The following is a 19,965-nucleotide window of genomic DNA, read 5'->3' on the forward strand; positions in this document are numbered from 1 at the left end:
AATACATAACAACCCAACAAACAAACGTCTGAGATATTTCCTTATAAGGAATACATCTCAGACGTTTGTTTTTATGTGGGAGAACTGACATTCTAAAGATTTCGTCTGTTCCCTTAGAAAACCCCTTTACTTATTGGGGACCTCATAACGGTCGCCGGTTTGCTTAACGATTTGCTTGCGATAAGTTTCAGGATAGCCGGGACGCTTCACAGCTACTCCGATGCCTTCCGGCGTACGCAGGAACTTGCCGTCTTTCTCCGGCTTCACCGTCATATCATTGTATTTCACAATCAGATAGAAAGCAAGTTGCTTCCATCGGGCCAGCATCTGCTGAGCCACTGTGTTGCTATAGTCGTTGAGATAACGTGCGGCAGCATCTTCGTTGGTAGCAGCCATTGCCACAGCTTTGTCCTCCACTTCTTTTTGACGGGCAAAATAGCTCTGCTCCAAAGAGTCTCGGACTGCTTTCAGACTGGGAAACATCTGTGAGTAGCGTGGATACACCATATTGCTCACCCAATTGCATACCCAATAAGCGTTCTTCATGGAGAAAGTCAGCGCGTCGGCACCTGGTGTGTTGTAACATTCGGGTTGCACAGTATTTCCGCAATATATCGGGGTGTAAGCCACCATATTGCCATCATCGTTGCCAAACCACAGCACGCCACCCACTTTACGGGGAAGCCATGCACGCATCTGAGCGACGAAAGTGAAGCCAGTCTGCTGCGTGCTTGTCGGTCGCTCGTTAAAGTATTTCTTTCCGTTCACCTCATAGAAAAGAGGTGTAGGGCGATAAGGCATCTGCCAAATACCTCCACCAATGTCAGTAGAGTCAATAGCCATCGGCGTCCCCTCGTAATGGTCACGCATAGCCACCTGCACATCTTGTACACTCAGCTTTCGAGCTGGTTTCACCCACAAGGGCATATCCTCAGCTGTGGAGTCTTTGCCAAGAGCCCAAGGCAGATATTTGTCCATGCCCTTGGCATAGCGGTTGAAGAACGACCAAACGCGGGCATCGCAGATGCGGCGGCCACTGAAGTCAGGCTTAGCGTAAGTCATCTTCCAGTTGAAGTCTGCATCTTTACCCTTGAACCATCCTTTTTTACGGGCGAAGGCGACAACGTCTTTGGCATACATCACATTGTTTTTGTCCTTCATGTTGAACTTACCAATGCGACTTTGATTGGCATGGCCACAGATAGCATCGTCGGGAATACGCTGTGCCACCCAAACGACGCCCTTCTCTCCTTTTCCTTTGCCCTGCATTTCCATGATCCATGCTTCGTTAGGGTCGCAGATGGTGAATGTCTCACCTTCGGAGCAGTAGCCATAGGTTTGAGCCAGCGTTGTCATCACCTTGATGGCTTCGCGCGCGGTCCGAGAGCGTTGCAAGCCGAGATAGATCAGCGAGCCATAGTCAATACCTCCGTCGGGATTGACCATCTCCTCACGGCCGCCATAGGTAGTCTCGCCAATGGTTACTTGAAACTCATTGATGTTGCCAATGACATTATAGGTGACGGGAGCCTCAGGAATCTTACCAATATATTTATGCGTGTCCCAATCTACGATGTCGCGCATCTCTCCTTTTTTATGTGTCCCGGCAGCATAATGCGCCAATCCTATGAACATGCCGTAGTCGTCGGCATTGTAGCTGCAGATGACAGAGCCATCGACAGATGCTTTCTTTCCTACAATAAAATTAGTACAAGCCTCACCCTGTGTAGCGCACATAGCAAGTGCTGCCACGGTGATGCCGCAAATACGAGATTTGATTTTCATAGTCTGATTATTTATTTTCAACAAGCCTTAAAGCTCATGTCAAGGCCTTTGACGCTGTGTGTAAGCGCACCTACACTGATAAAGTCTACTCCCTGCTCGGCATAGTCCCGAATCGTGTCATAAGTGATGCCACCGGAGGACTCAGTCTCAAAGCGATGGTTGATGATGTCCACGGCTTTCCTTGTGTCAGGAACAGAGAAGTTGTCAAGCATGATGCGGTTCACCCCACCCTTGTCCAGCACCTGCTGCAACTCATTGAAGTCGCGCACCTCAATCTCAATCTTCAGATCAAGATGTTTGTCTGCCAAATATTGATGACAACGGTCGATGGCGTTGGCAATTCCTCCGGCAAAATCAATATGGTTATCTTTCAACAGAATCATATCAAAAAGTCCGATGCGATGGTTCATGCCCCCACCCAACTTTACAGCCTGCTTCTCCAGCATACGCATACCCGGTGTAGTCTTGCGCGTGTCGAGAACATGACAGCCGGTGCCGGCGATACGTTCCACATACTTATGTGTCATCGTGGCGATACCGCTCATGCGCTGCATGATGTTGAGCATCAGACGCTCAGTCTGCAAGAGTGAACGCGTCTTACCCGAAACGATCATGGCAATGTCGCCCTTCTTCACCGGCTGCCCATCGCCAATGAGCACCTCCACCTTCAGCGTAGGATCGAAACGGTCAAACACTTTCTTTGCTACCTCGACACCGGCAAGTATACCGTCTTCCTTGATAAGCAGATGGCTCTTGCCCATGGCATCCGCTGGAATACAGCACAAAGTGGTATGGTCTCCATCACCGATATCCTCAGCAAAAGCCAAGTCGATGAGTTTGTCTTCTAATTGATCTACTGATAACATGATATTGAATGTTGAATTATTAAAATGATGAATGATGAATGATGAATGTTGAGTGATGAATGATGAATTCAGAAGCATCACTGCCTTCGCATTGTATCCGGAGCCATCTGCATTTGCGCATTTGCCGGCAAAGGCTGTGGAGAGCCATCGGGGCCATTGGGGCCTGTAGCTCCTGCCGCAGAATTTTCGTCAGCACTCTTCTTAGCGTGCACTCTAAAGAGATGGATGTGGCTGACGCAAGCCATTTTCAGTGTAGTCATCGAACTGTTCATGTCATTGTTTCTTGCCAAGAGGAAGAAGCCCTTCACCTCTTTGATTCCCAAAGAATTGGGATCATCGATGGATAGGTCATATTTTGAAGAGCTGGAGAAATGCATGACGCGCTGTGCTACGCTGTCATTGCGATAGACCAGTGAGAGCACCACGACGCCATCTCTTGTACCATCCTGATAGATGAAATCACTTTGGAAATTTAAGACGAAAGAGTCACCTTTATGGTATGAACTGTCGGCCTTTACCGAGAAGGAGTAAAGGTTGTAGGGCTCATTCGGGATGAGCACCACAGAGCTGCTCTCTTTCCAAATGTCAGTGGTGTCGCTGTTGGCCGTAAAGGTTCCAGCCGTTCCTACCGAAGAGCCAAGCTCTTGTGCCTTGTCTTGCAAGCGCTGCGCAACATGCTCATAAATAGTGTGAAGCTGATCGGCATGACGCATATAGTATACCATCGAAGTGTCAAACTTCTCCTGCGTGACACCGTATTTTTTCAAGACAGCAGTGCGATAAGCGATGACATTCTCAGCATAGTTGCCCTTCGCTTGCTCTGCCATAGCATCTGCCATATGATAATCATAGAGCAAATCCTCCATGTCGCCCGGTGAGATGAATGTACTGGGTACCGAGGGCTTGCAGCCCACCGTAATCGCCAGCACCATGACCATGCTGCAGAATACCAACAGCAGACGCAGCCCCCTCATTGTTTTCCTCCTTTCCCGTCATCAGTTGACGAAGGGGATGCGGACTGCTTATGGTGTACCCCCTTGTCTACAGTAGCGTTGAAAGACTCCAAGTCCTTACGGCAGAAAATCAACATGGCGATGACCCCCACCGTGATGCTGGCATCGGCAAAGTTGAAAACCGGAGAGAAGAAGGTAAAAGACTCACCACCCCAAAGTGGGAACCACATCGGGAAAGTGCCATGTATCAAAGGGAAATAGAACATATCCACCACGCGTCCCATCAGAAAACTTGCATAGCCTGTGCCAAAGGGCACGAAATAAGAGACATAGTCGGGTGAAGAGTTGCTAAAAATGAGCCCATAGAACATGGAGTCGAAGATATTTCCGGCGGCACCGGCAGCGATCAGCGAGAGCAAGACGACATAGCGTGTGCGGCCGTGTTGTCTGACGGTTTGCCAAATAAACCAGCCAATCGCCGAAACAGCCACGATGCGAATGACACTCAAGACGACTTTACTGCCGAGTGTCATGCCGAAGGCCATGCCTTTGTTCTCGATGAAGGCAATGTAGAACCAGTTGGTGATCTCGATGGAGCTACCCAATGTCATGTGGGTCTTCACCCAGATCTTTATCAACTGATCGACGACCAGAATGGCGAGGACGATGATCCACGCCAAACGGCCGTCGGTGAGAATTTTCTTTTTGCTATTCATTATAAAATGATATAGACTGTCAGATGTATTCACAGATGAATCATCATCTGATTATCAGGCATTTGCCTTTTCTACTTTAATATTCAGCTTGAAGCTGTCGAAATCTGTCTCCACGCCATCGTTGTCAGCCACGGTGATGCTGTCGGCCAGCACCTGGCCTTTGATGTAGTCAGCGAAAGACTTCACAGCAGTCTCTACCTCTGCATTGGGGGCTACGGTGACGTTGATGCGGTCGGTGATCTGCAAGCCCGTCTCCTTACGCAGGTTCTGAATGCGGTTGACAAGCTCACGGGCCATACCCTCATTGCGAAGTTCTGGCGTCAACTCCACTTCCAAAGCTACCGTCAGATTGCCCTCGTTGCTGACGAGCCATCCAGGGATATCCTCAGAGATGATCTCCACATCAGCAGCATCGACAGTGACATTTTGTCCGTCAACATCAAAGCTCAAGCTACCCTCGCGCTCCAATGCCGCAATGTCGTCTTGTGACAGACCGTTCATCTTGGCAGCGACACCCTTCATCAGCTTACCAAACTTCTTGCCCATGACACGGAAGTTGCACTTCACCTTCTTCACCAAGATGCTTTGTCCCTCGGCAAAGTTGAGTTCCTTGACATTGACCTCATTCATGATCAAGTCTTTGACAGCCTCGATATGCTTACGCTGGTTGTCGTCGACAGCAGGGATCAGGATCTGCTGCAGCGGCTGACGCACCTTGATGTTGACCTTACGGCGCAGTGCCAGCACCATCGAGGTGATCTTCTGTGCCATGTCCATGCGCTGCTCCAAATCCGTGTCGATGAGGCTCTCGTCGACCACGGGGAACGACTCGAGGTGCACGCTCTCCATCTTTCCGCCCAAATCGTGATAGAGCTGGTCAGCAGAGAAGGGGGCAAAGGGCGCAAGCACCTTAGCCACAGTCATCAAGCAGGTATAGAGCGTGTTGTAAGCGGCGAGCTTGTCGTCGCTCATCTCCTTACCCCAGAAGCGCTTGCGGTTGAGGCGCACATACCAGTTGCTGAGGTGGTCGTTGACGAAGGCATCGATCAGACGTCCGGCGCGTGTCGGGTCATAACCGTCGAGCTCACGGCGCACTCCCTTCACGAGCGTGTTGAGGCTGGAGAGGATCCAGCGGTCGATTTCCACGAGATGCTCCTTGGAAGCCTCCAAAGAAGTATTCTCAGGATCATAGCCGTCGACATTGGCATAGAGGGCGAAGAAGCTATATGTATTATATAAGGTGCCGAAGAATTTGCGGCGCACCTCGTCTACGCCATTCGGGTCGAACTTCAGATTATCCCACGGCTCGCTGTTTGTCATCATATAGAAGCGCACGGGGTCAGCACCGTATTTGTTGATCATCTCAAAGGGGTCGGTGACATTGCCCACGTGCTTGCTCATCTTGTTGCCCTTGGCATCGAGGACGAGGCCTGAGGAGATGACATTCTTGAAGGCCACGGAGTCAAAGACCATCGTAGCGATGGCGTGGAGCGTGAAGAACCAGCCGCGTGTCTGGTCAACGCCCTCATTGATGAAGTCGGCAGGGAAGAAAGCCGGAGGCACGGGAGTTCCCGTGTAGGTGCTGTGAATGAGCTCGTCGCGGTATTGGCTTTCGCTCTTACCCGTCTTCTTCAATCCCTCGGCATTGATCTCTCCCTCAAAGGGATAGTGCTGCTGAGCATACGGCATGGAGCCGGAATCAAACCACACGTCGATCAGATCGCTCTCACGATACATGGGTTTGCCCTCATCGTTGACGAGGACGATGTAGTCGATATAGGGGCGGTGGAGATCTATCTTGTTGTAGTTCTCCTCAGAGTAGTCGCCCACGACAAAGCCTTTGTCCTTGAGCGGATTGCTCTTCATCACCCCGGCAGCGACCGATTTCTCGATCTCGTTGTAGAGTTCCTCCACCGAGCCGATGCACTTCTCGCCACGGTTCTCGTCGCGCCAGATAGGCAGCGGCGTGCCCCAGAAACGTGAGCGGCTGAGGTTCCAGTCGTTGAGGTTCTCCAGCCAGTTGCCGAAGCGGCCGGTACCCGTGGACTCAGGATTCCAGTGGATCGTCTTGTTGAGTTCCACCATGCGCTGCTTCTTGGCAGTGTCACGGATGAACCAGCTGTCGAGCGGATAGTAGAGGATGGGCTTGTCGGTACGCCAGCAGTGGGGATAGTTGTGGACATGCTTCTCAATCTTGTAGGCGGTGCCCTCCATCTTCATCTCCATACAGATGATGACATTCAGGTCATCGGCTTTCTCCGAAGCTTTCTTGTCCCACACGCCGTTGGGATTGAATTTCGGGTCGTAGGAGTTCTTGACATAGTCACCGGCGTGATGGCCGTAGGCTTCCGTGTCGACACAGTGCTCAATGAAGTTCTTGTCGAGCTCATCGAGCACATAGTATTTTCCTTGTAGATCCACCATAGGGCGTGTCTCGCCCTTCTTGTTGATCAAGTAGAGTGCCGGCACATGGGCGTCCTTGGCAACCTTGGCATCGTCGGCACCAAAGGTAGAGGCGATATGCACGATACCGGTACCGTCTTCTGTGGTCACGTAGTCACCGGGGATGACACGGAAAGCCTCGCTCTCCATCTCCACGAAATGATCCTTGCCATTCTCGCCGACAAAGACTTTCTCGGGATGAGCCTCGGCATAAGCATTGACGAATTCGGGCTGATACTCTCCTACTTTCTCGCAGGGCTTCACCCATTTCATCAGCTGGCTATAGTGCATTCCGACGAGCTCACTGCCTTTCATGCGGTCAACGACTCTCCAAGGGCAGATCTTCTTCTCCTTGTCAAAGGCAGGCAGCTCACCCTCTTTGCACTCTTGGTCAGCCTTGAGGTAAGCGCCCAGCCGAGCCTCTGCCATGACGAGCGTCATCGGCTCACCGTCGTAGGGGTTGTAGGTCTCCACAGCGACATAGTCGATGTTGGGTCCCACACACAGTGCGATGTTTGAAGGCAGTGTCCAGGGCGTGGTGGTCCAAGCGATGAAATAAGGCTTGCCCCACTTTGTCCACTTCTCTTTCGGATCCGTGATGAGGAACTGCGCCGTCACCGTGGTGTCCTTGACGTCGCGGTAGCATCCCGGCTGGTTGAGCTCATGGCTCGACAGTCCGGTACCGGCAGCGGGGGAATACGGCTGGATGGTGTAGCCCTTATAGAGCAGCCCCTTGTTGTAGAGCTGCTTGAGCAACCACCACAAGGTCTCAATGTATTTATTGTGATAAGTGACATAGGGATGATCCAAATCGACGAAATATCCCATCTTCTCGGTCAGCTCGCGCCACTCAGCCGTAAACTTCATCACGTTCTCGCGGCATTTGTGGTTATAGTCCTCCACCGAGATATACTTATCTGATTTCTTGTTGTCGATATCTTTTTTGGTGATACCCAGCTCTTTCTCCACACCGAGCTCCACGGGCAGTCCGTGTGTGTCCCATCCTGCTTTGCGCTTCACCTGGAAGCCCTGCATGGTCTTGTAGCGGTTAAAGGTATCCTTGATGCTGCGTGCCAGCACATGATGGATACCGGGATGACCATTGGCCGATGGAGGACCCTCGAAGAAGATAAACTGAGGGCAGCCCTCTCTCTCATCAATACTCTTGTGGAAGATGTCGTTCTTCTCCCATTCCTTCAACACCTCGTCGTTGATCTTCGTCAGATCGAGACCGGTATGTTCGGCAAATCTCTTAGACATAAATGATTCTCTTTCTTTACCTTGTATTAATATTCTTGCGCAAAGGTAGTAAAAAAATAGGTTTCCCACAAAACTATCATTGCTTTTTAGTTAAAAATGAGTATCTTTGCACAAAAACATTCAGCTATGGACATCAAGAAAGCCCAATTTGTCATCTCAGCACCCACAGTGTCGCTGTGCCCCAAAGACAACAAGCCGGAGTTTGCCTTCATCGGACGAAGCAATGTCGGCAAGTCGAGTCTCATCAACATGCTCTGCAACCACAAAGGCTTGGCAAAGACTTCCGCCACTCCCGGTAAGACACTGCTCATCAACCATTTCATCATCAACAACGAATGGTATCTCGTCGACCTCCCCGGATACGGCTATGCCAAACGCTCCAAGACCGTGCAGGACAAGCTCGACAAGATGATACGCTCCTATATCCTTCAGCGTGAGCAGCTCTGCAATGTCTTTGTGCTCATCGACATCCGCCACGAGCAGCAGAAGATCGACCGCGAGTTTGTCGACTGGCTCGGCGCGAGTGGCATCCCCTTCTCTATCGTCTTCACAAAAGCTGACAAGCTCGGACCAGTGAAAGCCAAGGGCAATGCCAAGCAGTGGATGGACGCCTTGCTCGACACATGGGAGACGCTCCCACCCTATTTCATCACCAGCTCGGAAAAGAAAACGGGAAAAGACGAGGTCCTCAACTACATCGACGAGATCCTCAAGGAAATCAAAGGTTGAAATTCACAAAAATCATGACACCTTATTTAGACGTACAAAATCTCACCAAATCCTTCGGCGCGCAGGTGCTGTTCCGCAATATCTGCTTCTCGGTAGGCGAAGGGCAGAAAGTAGGACTCATCGCCAAGAATGGCACCGGAAAGTCTACGCTCCTGGAGATTCTCGCAGGAAAAGAAGGCTATGACGAGGGACAGATCATCTATCGCAACGACATACGCATCGGATTCCTGGAGCAGACCCCTAAGTTCGACGCTGAGGAGAGCGTGCTCGACGCTTGCTTCAATCACGAGGGAAATCCCGACAAGATCCTCAGAGCCAAGCAAATCCTCACCCAACTGCACATCACCGATCTCGACCAGCCCATGGGACAACTCAGCGGCGGACAGCAGAAGCGGGTGGCGCTTGCCAATGCACTGCTCAACGAGCCCGACTTCCTCATCCTCGACGAGCCGACCAACCATCTCGACCTTGAGATGATCGTTTGGCTGGAGGGCTATCTGTCACGCTCCACGCTCACATTGCTGATGGTGACACACGACCGCTATTTCCTCGACCATGTCTGTCAAGTGATCCTGGAACTCGACAACGAGACGATCTATTCCTATCACGGCAATTATAGCTATTATTTAGAGAAGCGGCAGGAACGCATTGAAAATCAGACAGCTGAGATAGCACGAGCAAAGAATCTATATCGCACCGAACTGGAGTGGATGCGGCGTATGCCACAAGCCCGTGGCCACAAGGCACGCTACCGCGAGGAGGCCTTCTACGACCTGCAGGCCAAAGCCCACCAGCGCATCGAGGAACGCCAGATGAGACTCAAGGCCAGCAACGTATATATTGGCTCGAAAATCTTTGAGTGCCAATATGTCTCAAAAAAATTCACCGACTCGAAGGGCAACGAGAAGATCATCCTCGACAACTTCTACTATAACTTTGCCCGATTCGAGAAAATGGGCATCGTCGGCAACAACGGCACCGGCAAGTCTACCTTCATCAAGATGCTCTTGGGCATCGTGCCGCCAGATTCCGGAAAGTTCGACATTGGCGAGACGGTGCGCTTCGGCTATTTCTCCCAAGAGGGGCTGCAATTCAACAATGACGAGAAGGTCATCGATGTCATCACCGACATTGCCGACTACATCGATCTCGGCGGGGGACGACACATGACGGCCTCGCAGTTTCTCAACTATTTCATGTTCACACCGGAGCAGCAGCACAACTATGTCTACAAGCTCAGCGGTGGCGAACGCCGCAAGCTCTACCTCTGCACCGTGCTCATGCGCAATCCCAACTTCCTGGTGCTCGACGAGCCTACCAACGACCTCGACATCCAGACCCTGCAGGTGCTGGAGCAATATCTCGAAGACTTCCCAGGCTGCGTCATCGTGGTCAGCCACGACCGCTACTTCATGGACAAGGTCGTGGACCATCTGCTCATCTTCAAGGGAGAGGGCGTCGTCAAGGACTTCCCCGGCAACTACACGCAGTATCGCGAATGGAGCGCGCTGAAATCAAAAGAGGACAGCGACAAAGAGAAGACCAGGGCCGACAAAGCTCCCGCAAAGAAAGACTATCACCACGACACCCGACGCCGCATGAGCTACAAGGAAAAACGAGAGTTTGAGCAGCTCACCGCCGACATCGAGCAACTCGAAAACGAGCAGAAGCTGCTGGAGACGCAACTCTGCAGCGGACAGCTCTCCGTAGAGGAGCTCACAGAGAAAAGCAAACGTCTGCCTAAGCTTAAAGATGAACTTGATGAGAAGAGCATGAGATGGCTGGAACTGAGCGAATTGGATAACTAAACATTTTTCGACCGGAAAGAGAAAAGAAATCGGTTATGAACATTCATCGTGGCTGGCATCAGATTCTGATCCTTGCTTCCTTCGCTCTCATGGCACTGCCATTGAGGGCAAGAGAGCGCGCTGACACAGCACTGCTGCATCGGGTGTTTCACTATGCCGCCACAGTGGACACCACACACATGCAGGGCTACGCCACCTATGCTTACAACCGCTTCACGATAGACATCGACAAGAAAAACCCGCTGCTCATGCTGGTGCCATCGCTCTATGTCATCGCTCATGGACATAACCGCCACTATATCAGCGAGACTTTCTCAAACAACATCTACAAGCGCAGACGATCCGACACTCAAGTGCTCTTGCACACCACGACGATACCGCGCGGACGCCAGGCCTGGGACCGGGTGCTGAGCTATCTCTACCCCAACATCTACAACACGACCATCATCGAGAACTATCTCCTCTCGCCTTTCCATGCCGACAACCGCAAGTTCTATCACTATCGGGTGGCCTTTCTCCTCAACGGCACCGCACGCATCACCTTTCGCCCACGCCGCGACAACACGCAACTGGTCAGCGGGGAGGCACTGGTCGACTACTACACCGGCCGCGTCCTCCGCTGCACGCTGAAAGGCGAATACGACATGATCGACTTCACGCTCAACATCACACCCGGCGACAAGGGCTTCACCACCCTGTTGCCACAGCATTGTGAGGCTGAGACCCGGTTCGCCCTGCTCGGCAACAAACTCAGGGCGCAAGCGCTGGCCTGCTATCAACGACCGAAGCCTCCCGTGGACTCCTTCCCCAAGCGCGATGACTATGAGCTCATGTCGTCCTTGCGACCCGACACGCTCTCACCCAAAGAGCTGCAGCTCTATACCCAGATGTTCACCGAGAAATACAAAAGAGATTCCGTGGAGCTCACAAAGGTCAATATGCCCAAGAAACACGACTTTGTCAAGGATGTGCTGTGGGATGTCATCGGCAACAACGCCCTCAACCGCTTCAAGTCAAACTTTGGCGTCAACAACCAAGGCTATATCCGACTTAACCCTGTGCTCAATCCTCTTTATATGAGCTACGACCACAACCGCGGCATCACCTATAAGATTGATCTCCGTGGCAACTACCAGTTCTCTGATCAGAAGGAGATCTCTTTGAGATTCCGAGGCGGTTACGCCTTCAAGCAGCACCGGTTTTATTGGCGCGTGCCGCTCTACTACTATTTCCATAAACGCAAAAATGCTTACTTGAAATTAGAGGTAGGAAACGGCAACAACATCCATAGCGACAAGGTGCGGAATGACATCCAAAAAGAATTGCCCGACACCAGCCAACTCTCCACGATTCTCGACCGCCTGCATGAATTCCGGCAAGCCGACGGACGACTGGTGCTCAACTACGACGCCAACAGCATTTTCGGCATACAGCTGGGATTGCTCTTTCAGCAGCGCACGGCCGTCAACAAACTGGAATTCCGACGGTTTGGATGGACGGACACCTACCGATCCTTTGCCCCTGCCGTGCAACTGCAATACCGGCCCGGCGGATGGGACGGCCCCATCTTCACCATTGACTATGACCGGTCTTTCAAAGGCATTCTACGCTCCAACACGGCCTATGAGCGTTGGGAGATGAACGGAGAATACATCTACCGGTTCAACCGACTGCAGTCGCTGCAAGCCCATGGCGGACTCGGCTTCTACTCTTCCAAGGGAAAGAGAGCTTATTTCCTCAGCTATGAAAACTTTAGGGAAAACAATATCCCCGGCGGATGGAATGACGACTGGAGCGGACAGTTCGAGTTGTTGCGCTCCTCCACCTATGAGAGTTCTGACTATTATCTCCGCATGAACCTCACCTACGAGTCCCCGCTGCTCTTTCTCTCCTGGGTGCCATGGGCTGGCCACTACATCGAGATGGAGCGCTTCTACGTCTCGGCACTCGACGCCCATCATATCCATCCCTACATCGAGGTGGGCTACGGCTTCACGACTCGAGTGTTTTCCGTGGGACTCTTCACCAGCAACGGACGGGGCAACCGCGTCTTTGGCTGCAAGTTCGGCTTCGAGCTGTTCAGAAAGTGGTAAAAAAAGCCTCATCACCCAACAGCCTCACGCCAACAGCCTCACCCCCTTGCCCCTCTCCGAGGGAGAGGGGAGTAGAATGCTCTGCGGGCGTTTTGGCTGCCGCGTTGTTAGTGGATGAAGGGGGTGTCTTGAAGCATATCACTCCCCTCTCCTTTGGAGAGGGGTTGGGGGTGAGGCTGTGTTTATTCTATTTCGATGAACACGGGCTCGCCCTCGTCGCGGTGGTCGATGACTTGCATCAGGCGGTAGAGGGTGCGGCGGCTGTCGGTGACCTTGCCGACTTCGGTGTTGCGACCCACGAGGATGCAGCCCTCGGTGTCGGCGGCGGTGTTGCCGCTATGGATGCGGATGCCACTGTAGTGGGGCACGCCGACGAGCAGCGGAAGCCAGCGCTTGAACCGTGGGCTCATCGTCACCACTATCGGGTAGCGGCCTTCGGGGATGGCGGTCTTGCCCTTGGTCTTGCGGCCGCCGTGGTGGAAGTCGACCCAATGGGGCTCAAGGGTGTCACAGAAAGAGGTCCAAGGAGTGAACGTTCCGCGCTCACGGCGGCGGATACTGAGGCGGCCGATGGTGTAGGTGGGACGCTTCGCGATGCGTTTCAGATGGAGTTCTATCATGATTACAAGACCCTCCCGGCCTCCCTAAAGGGAGGAGAATAGCCCTACCAAAGAGGAGGGAGGGATTTTTTTAATGAGTTAAACAATTGAATGGTTTTTGACGGGTATCGCGGTTCTCTCCCCTTGGGGAGAGTTAGAGAGGGGCTTCCGATACCTATAAATGTTACGGTGTTACGCTGTTACGGTGTTACGCTTCACCTTTTTGTATCTTTGTCCTTTGTCGCCTTTTTGTCTTGGCAGTGTCTCGACCCACCCCGCCTCACGCCATCGCTTGATAATCATCCGGGCAGCGGCATCGGAGACATCATTTTTCAGTGCGAGGATGTCGTGGGAGGTGAAGGTGTCGGCCAAGCGGTCAAAGACGGCTCGGTTCTTCGAGTTGCGACGGGTGTCGTCAGCGTCGGCGGCATACTGCTTGCGGAGGACGTCGCCAAAGAGTCGGCACTGCTCTTGAAGAACGTATTCGGCCATCATCAGCGCGAAGTCGATGACATGCTTCGTCTCCTTCTCACCCGAGAGCAGGCACGCCACCACGCCACAGCGCATGCCGATGACGGCTGCACGGCGGCGGTAGGTATCCATGACCCGGTCGATGCGCTGGAGCGCCTGCTGACGTTTGTCCTCGACCCACTGGGCAATGGCCTTGCGCAGCCGAGGCGTGTCGACATAGCCGTGCTTGGCGCGCAGCGTGCCGACGGCATCGAGAATCGCCTGGGCATCACGGTCCCGGCGGTCTTGGAAGGTGGGCATCGGAGCGAAAGCCGAGTCGGGCATCTCGCTGACGATGATGCGCGAGGAGAGTCCGTTCTCGATATTCTCGCCCTTGAAGCACTTGCCCAGAGCTCCGTAGGTGCCGAGGATGGTCCAGTTGTAACCCACGCTGACCATTCCGCTCTCGGCCTGGTCACTGTTGTAGTCCTGACCCCACTCATCGTGGTCGAAAGCGAGGCGGTAGATGTCGTACTTCGACGACCATGAGCCCGCACCGTTGGTCTTGCGCAATGTGTCGAGCTCCGAGCAGAAGGAATAGAGCGTGTGGCCCTGCGCGTTCTTGAGTCTCTTCAAGAGCGTGGAGCACGAGATGGTGATGGGCACGTCGCGGATGAGCACCTCCGGTTCGGGGTCGAGTTTCTCGTTGGCCCGCCGGTTCTTGCGCTTCTTCTTCCACTCGTCCTCCTTGCGCCGCCCCTGCTCATCGTCCTCGTCCATGGGCTGTCGCCACAGGTCGATGATGTCCTTGCAGACGCTCTTGCCCGAGGCCTGCTCACCGACGACGATGCTCATCAGTCCGAGCCGCTGCTCACGTCCGTCGCAATAGCGGAAGGTCACGTCGTCGGCATAGGCGGCAGCCATCGGCAGCAGGGCACAGAGGGCCGGCATCCGCATCTGCTCCGGAACACCAGTGAGACTCTGCTTCAAGCCGGGGATGGGAGGGATGTCGGCGGGAATGTTGTCATGGCTCTTGTCGTTGCCATCGTTGCTATAGCTGCTATAGGCGCTATAGCTTCTATAGCCGCTATAGAAACTATTCTCACTATCCTCACTATCCTCCTCTTCTTCCTCGCTATCCTCCTGCTTTTCTTTGGCTCTCTGTGCAAGCTGTTCGGCGCGAGCGTTGATGCGCTGCACGGTGGCTGACATGATCTTCGAGTCGTCGTGATATTTGGCGTAGAAGTCGTGGATGAGCTGGCGGCAGTCGGGCTCCTTATAGAACTCGGGCATCCGCCGCTCCACCACTGCCATCGCCTCCGCCTCGGAGAGCAGCCGCGCAGCACCGACGCTGAGGATGGCAAGCAGCGAGTTGTGGCGGGAGCCGCGCGCATTGATGTCCACGTCTTTCAGCCCCGCCTGCTCACGGCAGAGGTCGAAGACGAAAAGAAGCCTCACCCCCGACCCCTCTCCGAGGGAGAGGGGCGTAGAATGCTCTGCGGGCGTTATGGCTGCCGCGTTGTTAGTGGACGCAGTGGTGTCTTGAAGCATATCACTCCCCTCTCCTTGGGAAAGGGGGCGGGGGTGAGGCTGAGAATGTTCTGCGGGCGTTATGGCTGCCGCGTTGTTAGTGGTAGCAAGGGTGTCTTGAAGCATATCACTCCCCTCTCCTTTGGAGAGGGGTTGGGGGTGAGGCTGTTGAGGCTCCTTGAACAGCTCCTCCTCATCAAGAAACAGCACATACTCCTCCGGCACTGCAAACGAGCAGCGCGCCAAATCCTTGCAAGCCTCATCAAAAGCCTCCAAGCCTATCTGCTTCGCCAGCCACTGCTGCGCCTCCACAAGTCCCATGCCCTGCGGAATAATGAACACTAAGCGAAGGCCCTCACCGCTGGGTGTCTTATGAGCGAGGACGATGCCCAACTCTTTCACGCGGTCCTTGACTTTCTCATGGAAGAAAACCTCGGGCGAGCCCTTGATGTGGTCGATGTCAAGTATCGACAGACCCGAGGCAATAGCCTCAGCATTGAGCCGTCGTCCGTTCTTGAAATGAGCGTGGAAGCAGAAGGCAGGGAGCCGCTTCTTCAACTCGGTCTTCTTCGTCTCGAAGTCCTCGCGGCTCATCTCGCCCCGCAGCAGCTGCTCATGGCAGTCGGCAATCTCGGCGCAGGTCTGGCCGACGATCGTCGAGCGCATCACCGTGTGAAGAATCTCGGCGGTGCATGGCACCGTATGGTGCGAACGAATGTTTTGAATATAGTCAAACATAATTGTAAAATTTAATATCAGCCTCACCCCCTAGCCCCTCTCCAAAGGAGAGGGGAGTAGAATGCTCTGCGGGCGTTTGGGCTGACGCGTTGTTAGTGGATGCATGGGTGTCTTGAAGCATATCACTCCCCTCTCCCTTGGAGAGGGGTTGGGGGTGAGGCTCTCTCCCCTCCCCTTGGGGAGGGGATTAAAGGGGAAGGGCTTGTTCCACGAAGCTGGCGGCGTCGTCCACCTCGTCGTAGATGATCTCTGTCGGGTCGGTGGTCTCCTCGCGCGGAATGCTCATATAGAGCCGGATGCGCTTCTTGTTGACCGTGGTCGTGGAGTGTTTGGTCTTGAACTGCCGCTTGGGCAGCTGCTCAGACTCATTGCTCTCACTGTACGCCCGGAAGCAGAACTCCTCGGGCGAGTTTTGGCAGATAGTGCCACGCACACGCTTCGGCGTGGCAAGGATGCGACGGTAGTCGTCGTCGGATAATATCAAATTAATCTTCATAGTCATTTGTTTTTTTCAATCATAGGGATGATACCTATCTTTTTCAAAATGTCGTAGAGGAAGAGCCGTCCGCGCTGCGTCCATCGTGTGTACATCCGACAGCCGTCGGTGCCGTCGTTGTGGCGGTAGTTGAACGTATAGCTCTGCACCAGTCCCCGGTCCTTGTAGGCCGCGTAGAGCACCCACTGTCCGCCGACGCTGTACTGTATGCCGGCGCGGTTGAGGATGCGGTTGAACGCCACTGCCGACATGCCGTAGTCCTGCGCCACCTGCGAGACGCTCACCGTTTCGGGGCAGGCCAGTATAAGGGCGGTGTAGTCGGCCAAAGGCTGCAGCTTTCTCACCCGCTGCTCAGCCTCCCGTCGCATGTTCTGCTCCTGTTGGAGACTCTTCAGCAGTGCGATGCCGAACTCCGGAGACGCGATGATCTTTTCTATCGTCGGTGCCGTGGCGTAGGCACCGTGGCGACGGATGGAGGGCAGCACCTCGGCGGTGACCCAGTGCTTGAACTTCTTGGCAGAAGGGAGCTTCGAGGAAAGGACGAGAGAGTAGAGACCCGACTCGTTGATGATGGTAAGCCCTCTGTTCGGAATGTCCTGGCTTCCAAAGGTTCAGTTTTGGAACGTTAGGATTTGCTTGTCTTCTTCGTCTACGTGGTCACGAATAGCTTTTCTTGCAACAGAATATCCCAGTGCCTCAGCCACGTCCTTTCCCACGAACCACGGTTCCCCGTCTTTTTCTATTGCCCGGATATCACCGAACATCTCGTGATGAAAGTTTATCAATCCATTGTTCATTTCTTCTCAATTTTGATTACTCTAATGTTGTTGTACCATCTCCCGTCCTTCTCGTGGGCGAAGAAGCTCAGTCCTGCTTCCACGATGTCGCCTTCCTCGACTCCTGGGTTCTCAGCCCAGTCGCCGCGCAGGGTGGCCACGATAAGGTCGGGATACATCACGGCCTCGGTTGATTCGAGCACGACCTCGCGGCTTTTCCACTCTTGTCCAGTGCGCTCCGAAGTGCCCTGACGAAGGGCGAGGAGCTTAACTACTTTGAATTCTTTCTTCATAGACTTGTATTTATTAAAAAGTTTTGAAATAGGAAGGTGGCCACCTCCGGTTTGTTTTCTGTGGCAAAGTTAAGGTAAAAAAAATCCCAACCGGGAGTTTTCTCACGGTTGGGAACAATTTTGGGAAAAAAGGAACGATTTGAGGAAAGGTAAGAACTAAAGCCGAGAGAAGCGATAGAATACTATAGAAGCCATAGAGGCTATAGAGGCTATAGAAGCCATAGAAGCTATAGAGGCCATAGCTGCTATCCAGCAGTCTGTTGCTTTTCCAGCTTGTCTTTAAGCTCTTTTATCTCCTCCTGTTGTTTGTTGTAAGCGTTGAGCGCGCGGATGCGGAGATCGTTGTATTTGGCCTTCCATTGGTCAGCTTCAGCTTTGAGGCTGGCGTTTTCGGATTTGAGGCTGGCGTTTTCAGTTTTGAGGCTGGCGTTTTCGGATTCAAGATTCTTCATCTTTTCATCCTGCTGCTTGCGGTAGCCGGTGCGGGCGGCATACATGCGCTCCTTGATGCCACCCTGCTCGACGAACTGCTTCTCCAGCCGCTGGAGATAGTGGTTCATCATCGCATCGACCTGATAACATAGTGTCAGACAGGTATTGGCAAACTCCCCAGGCAACCACTTCTCGGTATAAGGGAGATAATCTTCCAAGACATTGTGCTGGCGCGTATATTCCTGCATGGGCTTGAAGCGCTTATGTCCAGGAGCCCAAAGCGGCAGATTATGTTTCTTGATGAAGTCGAGATAATCCTCTCGGAGCTCGTCGTTGCTGGACCGTGCCACGTTGATGAGCTTGATCTCTGTCTCGGAGGATGTGGCACCGTCTTCAGAGCCCTCCACAATGTTTTGTTTGCAGGACCGTGCCGCCTGCACCATTTGGTCCACCGTGCGGTCACCGCACAGGGGCAGGAAGCGTTGGCAGAAGATGCAGGTGAGCTGGTAGAGCACATCGCTTTTTTGATAGAAATGTAGAGTCTTATAATTGACGACTTGTTTCAAGACTTTTTGCGGAGAATCCGTTTCCATGGTTTATGATTTTAAGAGATTATTATTTTTTTGGGGGGCTATAGATGCTATAGATGCTATAGATACTATAGAAACTATAGAAGCTATAGATACTATAGAAGCTATAGAAAATCTATACCATCCTCTTGATGAGCCAGTCGGCGACCTTGCACTGCTTGGCATAGGCTTCGCTGAGCGAACTGTATTGCTGCCATTGCGAGACCTTGCAGGCAAGGCGGGGAAAAGTCTGGCTGGCTTTGCGCAGGCTGTCGTGCTTGCAAGCAGGGGTAGCCCGGTCCATGCCCAACTGCGCCATGGCGCGGGCGAAGTCGGACATCTGCCTGGGATAGTTGCCATACTCCACAAGCACGCGAAAGACAGCGAACCATTGCTGCTGCTCTACCATCAGCTTGTTACCGTTTTCATCCTTCGCCACTAACAGTTCTTGGAGTACCTGTCTCATGTGGCGATCGTCAGGCGGTGCGGCTTCTTTCTCGTTGTAGTTGACCGTACCGTGATTCTCCACGATGAACTGTCCTATACGAGCATTCGACGTGATACTCTTCACCATGTCCATCAGCTGATCGGGCGTAAAAGAATTTTCTTTATTCATGAGTTACCTTTCCTGTGTTTTGTGCAATAAGCTGGTCGATTTTCGTTGTGGAATTGTTGTTACATTTGTCATACTCTATGCTCCTGCAAAAAGCCGAGAGCATGTGCTGCGGAATGTTAATGCCGATACGATCCCGCAAGTATCTGAAACAGTCATAAATGACTTTCTTGACATTCGGATGTATCGAGGGGAGCGACCGCACCAAGCAGCCAAAAACATCAGTTGAGTTGATGAATCTTGCCGCCTCCGGACCGCTGAGATCGGTAATCTCCATACCGTCTACCACTGGGTACGCCATGAGCGAAGTGTGGTGGCGGGGTACGAGGCCTACGACGTGCAGCAAAATGGTGGTACCGCTGTGGAGTGTCATTAGCCGGTGCACCTTCGGCAGGTCTTCCCACCGGATGTACCCCACAATGCAGGCGCGGTCGATGTCAAACACCGCTACGGCATCCGGATCCTCTTTGTTGTAGGGCTCTGCCATAAGCATCATTTTGTGATTAGGGACTTCCTTGAGGTAGTCTCCAAGCTTTTCGGCTGGAGTGTAGTGTCGTGTTCCCACAATGGTGAGAAGCATTCCAACCTCAAATCCGCAACTACGCGCCTAATATGATACAGAAGCGAAAATAATCTGCATCGTTAGTAAAAAGGGGGCACAGTGCATCGAATGTCACCATAAAGACATATAAATACCCCTTACCCCACCATGCGACTTGAGGCAATACGCAAAATCACGACCATAAGTTGCCGGTGTTATCCAAAGTCATTCTGGAACACATCAGCATAAGCGTTGTTGCATGAATAGATATTCAGC

General features: G+C 52.9%; 16 protein-coding genes and 1 pseudogene. 3 read left to right on the forward strand and 14 right to left on the reverse strand.

All coding sequences use genetic code 11. The features are described 5' to 3' along the window. Positions 1 to 126: 126 nt before the first annotated feature. From NG346_RS11155 to ileS, 5 genes are all read right to left on the reverse strand, one after another. The gene (locus tag NG346_RS11155) at positions 127 to 1,737 is read right to left on the reverse strand and encodes a dipeptidase (RefSeq protein WP_262280604.1); all 1,611 of its coding nucleotides are present in this window, start codon (positions 1,735 to 1,737) and stop codon (positions 127 to 129) included. 65 nt (positions 1,738 to 1,802) lie between these two features. Continuing rightward, positions 1,803 to 2,651 (reverse strand): carboxylating nicotinate-nucleotide diphosphorylase, encoded by an 849-nt coding sequence (gene nadC / locus NG346_RS11160; RefSeq protein WP_262280569.1) that lies wholly within the window; start codon positions 2,649 to 2,651, stop codon positions 1,803 to 1,805. A 77-nt stretch (positions 2,652 to 2,728) separates the two neighbouring features. After that, positions 2,729 to 3,625, reverse strand: a complete 897-nt coding sequence (locus tag NG346_RS11165) for a DUF4296 domain-containing protein (protein WP_262280568.1) — start codon at positions 3,623 to 3,625, stop codon at positions 2,729 to 2,731. After that, positions 3,622 to 4,320, reverse strand: a complete 699-nt coding sequence (locus NG346_RS11170; protein WP_262280567.1) for a lipoprotein signal peptidase — start codon at positions 4,318 to 4,320, stop codon at positions 3,622 to 3,624. The genes NG346_RS11165 and NG346_RS11170 overlap by 4 nt, the downstream gene beginning before the upstream one ends. Before the next feature lie 54 nt (positions 4,321 to 4,374). Continuing rightward, positions 4,375 to 8,022, reverse strand: coding sequence for an isoleucine--tRNA ligase (gene ileS / locus NG346_RS11175; RefSeq protein WP_262280566.1), 3,648 nt, complete (start codon positions 8,020 to 8,022; stop codon positions 4,375 to 4,377). A gap of 126 nt (positions 8,023 to 8,148) precedes the next feature. Between ileS and yihA the strand changes: the two genes are divergently transcribed. Genes yihA through NG346_RS11190 form a run of 3 tightly spaced genes read left to right on the forward strand, consistent with a single transcriptional unit; the run spans position 8,149 to position 12,652 of the window. Next, the gene (gene yihA, locus NG346_RS11180; RefSeq protein WP_262280565.1) at positions 8,149 to 8,751 is read left to right on the forward strand and encodes a ribosome biogenesis GTP-binding protein YihA/YsxC; all 603 of its coding nucleotides are present in this window, start codon (positions 8,149 to 8,151) and stop codon (positions 8,749 to 8,751) included. Positions 8,752 to 8,765: 14 nt separating this feature from the next. Beyond that, positions 8,766 to 10,559, forward strand: a complete 1,794-nt coding sequence (gene abc-f / locus NG346_RS11185) for a ribosomal protection-like ABC-F family protein (RefSeq protein ID WP_262280564.1) — start codon at positions 8,766 to 8,768, stop codon at positions 10,557 to 10,559. Positions 10,560 to 10,594: 35 nt separating this feature from the next. Further along, complete coding sequence (locus NG346_RS11190) at positions 10,595 to 12,652, forward strand: DUF5686 family protein (protein WP_262280563.1); 2,058 nt, start codon at positions 10,595 to 10,597, stop codon at positions 12,650 to 12,652. A 182-nt stretch (positions 12,653 to 12,834) separates the two neighbouring features. Here the strand turns inward: NG346_RS11190 and NG346_RS11195 are convergent, their stop codons facing one another. The 9 genes and pseudogenes from NG346_RS11195 to NG346_RS11235 form a co-directional block, all read right to left on the reverse strand. Further along, on the reverse strand, positions 12,835 to 13,272 hold the full coding sequence (locus tag NG346_RS11195) for a DUF5675 family protein (protein WP_263010698.1): 438 nt from the start codon (positions 13,270 to 13,272) through the stop codon (positions 12,835 to 12,837). A 171-nt stretch (positions 13,273 to 13,443) separates the two neighbouring features. Further along, complete coding sequence (locus NG346_RS11200; RefSeq protein WP_262280562.1) at positions 13,444 to 15,969, reverse strand: BT4734/BF3469 family protein; 2,526 nt, start codon at positions 15,967 to 15,969, stop codon at positions 13,444 to 13,446. 187 nt (positions 15,970 to 16,156) lie between these two features. Continuing rightward, positions 16,157 to 16,465 carry a hypothetical protein gene (locus NG346_RS11205; RefSeq protein WP_262280561.1) on the reverse strand — a complete coding sequence of 103 codons (309 nt, stop codon included), beginning with the start codon at positions 16,463 to 16,465 and terminating at the stop codon, positions 16,157 to 16,159. A 2-nt stretch (positions 16,466 to 16,467) separates the two neighbouring features. Next, a complete protein-coding gene (locus NG346_RS11210) occupies positions 16,468 to 16,950 on the reverse strand; it encodes a phage antirepressor KilAC domain-containing protein (protein ID WP_262280602.1) in 483 nt (160 codons plus the stop codon). Positions 16,951 to 16,953: 3 nt separating this feature from the next. Beyond that, positions 16,954 to 17,262: pseudogene (locus tag NG346_RS11215) on the reverse strand (BRO-N domain-containing protein); the annotation flags it as partial. Continuing rightward, complete coding sequence (locus NG346_RS11220) at positions 17,259 to 17,534, reverse strand: DUF3127 domain-containing protein (RefSeq protein ID WP_262280560.1); 276 nt, start codon at positions 17,532 to 17,534, stop codon at positions 17,259 to 17,261. The gene NG346_RS11220 and the pseudogene NG346_RS11215, both read right to left, overlap by 4 nt. A gap of 245 nt (positions 17,535 to 17,779) precedes the next feature. After that, entirely contained in the window at positions 17,780 to 18,559 is a 780-nt protein-coding gene (locus tag NG346_RS11225) for a four helix bundle suffix domain-containing protein (RefSeq protein ID WP_262280559.1), read from the reverse strand. A 112-nt stretch (positions 18,560 to 18,671) separates the two neighbouring features. After that, positions 18,672 to 19,151 carry a hypothetical protein gene (locus NG346_RS11230; protein WP_262280558.1) on the reverse strand — a complete coding sequence of 160 codons (480 nt, stop codon included), beginning with the start codon at positions 19,149 to 19,151 and terminating at the stop codon, positions 18,672 to 18,674. After that, entirely contained in the window at positions 19,144 to 19,635 is a 492-nt protein-coding gene (locus NG346_RS11235) for a hypothetical protein (RefSeq protein WP_262280557.1), read from the reverse strand. Before NG346_RS11235 ends, NG346_RS11230 begins: the two co-directional genes overlap by 8 nt. Positions 19,636 to 19,965: the final 330 nt, after the last annotated feature.

Origin of the sequence: Hallella absiana, assembly GCF_025457485.1 — a bacterium.
GTDB classification, from domain to species: Bacteria; Bacteroidota; Bacteroidia; order Bacteroidales; family Bacteroidaceae; genus Prevotella; species Prevotella absiana.